Source organism: Rhodoblastus sp., from assembly GCF_041915505.1.
Classification (GTDB): Bacteria; Pseudomonadota; Alphaproteobacteria; order Rhizobiales; family Beijerinckiaceae; genus Rhodoblastus.
Map to the genome: position 1 here is coordinate 1 of NZ_JAYSBG010000448.1, position 2,524 is coordinate 2,524.

Annotated in this window: 2 protein-coding genes; both read left to right on the top strand. The window is 63.3% G+C overall.

Annotation, left to right across the window (positions count from 1 at the left end):
- The first annotated feature begins 125 nt into the window (after positions 1–125).
- Complete coding sequence (gene istA / locus ACE3S9_RS18405; protein ID WP_374547925.1) at positions 126–1,622, top strand: IS21 family transposase; 1,497 nt, start codon at positions 126–128, stop codon at positions 1,620–1,622.
- Between the two features lie 4 nt (positions 1,623–1,626).
- The gene (gene istB / locus ACE3S9_RS18410; RefSeq protein ID WP_374547926.1) at positions 1,627–2,355 is read left to right on the top strand and encodes an IS21-like element helper ATPase IstB; all 729 of its coding nucleotides are present in this window, start codon (positions 1,627–1,629) and stop codon (positions 2,353–2,355) included.
- The last annotated feature ends 169 nt before the right edge of the window (positions 2,356–2,524 follow it).

Genomic DNA, 2,524 nt, shown 5'->3' on the forward strand with positions numbered 1-2,524 from the left:
CGCGCAGGTTGTTATCCGGCTTGCAAAAATGACCCCCTAGAACGGGGGATCGGCGTCCAAAATTGACCCCCTTGGCATTGGCCTGATGGGCTGTCCGCTTTGCAGCAGCAATCGGGCGGTCGGGGATGTTGATTGTGGAGACAATTGGCCGGATCCGGCGCGAGCATTTTGTCAAAGGCAAGACGATCAAGGAGATCGTTCGGGACCTGAAGATTTCCCGCAATACGGTGCGCAAGGTGCTGCGTTCCGGCGAGACGTCGTTCGAATATGAGCGCGACGTTCAGCCGCGGCCCAAACTCGGTCGCTGGAGCGCCGATCTCGATCGTTTGCTGGCGGTGAATGCGGAGAAGCCATCGCGCGAGCGTCTGACGCTGATCCGGGTCTTCGAGACGTTGCGCGATCTCGGCTACGAAGGCGGCTATGACGCCGTTCGGCGCTATGCGAAGGGCTGGAGCAGGGAACGATCGGCTGTGACGGCGGACGCTTTCGTGCCGCTGACCTTCGCGCCCGGAGAAGCCTACCAGTTCGACTGGAGCCAGGAAGTCGTCGTGCTGAGCGGGGCCACGGTGACGCTCAAAGTCGCCCACGTCCGCCTCTGTCACAGCCGGATGATGTTCGTGCGCGCCTATCCGCGCGAGACGCAGGAGATGGTGTTTGACGCCCATGACCGGGCGTTCGCCTTCTTCAAGGGCGTCTGCGCGCGCGGCATCTACGACAACATGAAGACGGCGGTGGAGACCGTCTTTATCGGCAAGGACCGGCTTTACAACCGGCGCTTCCAGCAGATGTGCGCGCATTATCTGGTCGATCCGGTCGCGTGCACGCCGGCCTCCGGCTGGGAAAAGGGTCAGGTCGAAAACCAGGTCGGCCTCGTGCGCGAGCGCTTCTTTACGCCGCGGCTGAGGTTCAAAACCTACGACGACCTGAACGCCTGGCTGGTCGACCGATGCGTCGCCTACGCCAAGGCGCATCGTCATCCCGAGTTCGCCGACAAGACCGTCTGGGAATCCTTCGAGGAGGAGCGGCCCAAGCTTGTGCCTTATGCCGGTCCGTTCGATGGATTCCACGCTGTGCCAGCGTCGGTCTCAAAAACCTGCCTGGTGCGCTTCGACAGCAACAAATACTCCGTCAACGCGAGCGCGGTCGGGCGTCCGGTCGATGTTCATGCCTATGCCGACCGCATCGTCATTCGCCAGAACGGGCGCGTGGTCGGCGAGCATCGCCGCGCGTTCGGACGCGCCGAGACCATCTTCGATCCCTGGCATTACGTGCCAGTCCTGGCCCGAAAACCCGGGGCTCTGCGCAATGGAGCGCCATTCAAGGATTGGGTGCTGCCCGCCGCCATGGAGCGCGTTCGGCGCAAACTCGCCGCGACCGACGACGGCGCGCGCCAGATGGTCGAGATCCTCGCGGCCGTGCTGACGGACGGCCTGCCGGCGGTCGAGGCGGCCTGCGCCGAGGCGCTCGGGCACAGCGTCCATTCCGCCGACGTGATCCTCAACATTCTCGCCCGCCGCCGCGATCCCGGACCGGTCCCATCGATCCAGACTCCGGAAGGGCTGAAGCTCCAGCACGCGCCGGTCGCCGATTGCGCCCGCTACGACAGCATCAGAGGAGGATAGGCCGATGGAAAGAACCCAGATCTTTGATCGCATGAACGAACTGAAGCTCTTCGGCATGAAGGCCGCCTATGACGAGGTCATGGCCAACGGCCTCAAGCGCCAGCATGAGCCGCCGCGCATTGTCGGCGAGTTGCTGCAAGCCGAGATCGCCGAAAAACACGCGCGCTCGATCAAATACCAGATGACGACCGCCAAACTGCCGCTCGCCAAGGACCTCGAAGACTTCGCCTTTGACGGGACGCCGATCAACGAAAGGCTGGTGCGCGATCTCGCCAACGGCGGCTTCATCGAAATGCAGCGCAATGTCGTCCTCATTGGCGGAACCGGCACGGGCAAGACGCATCTGGCCATCGCCATCGCGCGCAATTGCATCCGCACAGCAAAACGCGGCCGGTTCTTCAACACCGTCGATCTCGTCAACAAGCTCGAAGCCGAGACCCGCGCCGGGCGTCAGGGCCGCCTCGCCGATTATCTGACGCGGCTCGACTTCATCGTTCTCGACGAACTCGGCTATCTGCCTTTCGCCCAATCCGGCGGCCAGCTGCTGTTCCATCTGATCAGCCGGCTTTACGAGCGCACCTCGATCATCGTCACGACCAACCTCGCCTTCGGAGAATGGCCATCCGTCTTCGGCGACGCCAAGATGACGACCGCGCTGCTCGATCGGCTCACGCATCATTGCGACATCGTCGAAACCGGCAACGAAAGCTGGCGCTTCAAGAACCGCGCCTGAAGCCTGCCTAAAACCCGAGCCTCACGCCGCCGCGCACGCGCCGGCTGCGCAATCCCAACCAGCTGCGCCGGCGCGCGCGCTCGATTGGAATCCTACGCCGCCAGAGGGGTCAATTTTGGACGCCGATCGGGGGTCAAATTTGCGCGCCGATTGACACGCTGACGCCAGC

Excerpts from the sequence above, each read along its gene's own strand:
- istA (WP_374547925.1), top strand. The coding sequence starts at position 126 with ATGTTGATTGTGGAGACAATTGGCCGGATCCGGCGCGAGCATTTTGTC.
- istB (WP_374547926.1), top strand. The coding sequence starts at position 1,627 with ATGGAAAGAACCCAGATCTTTGATCGCATGAACGAACTGAAGCTCTTC.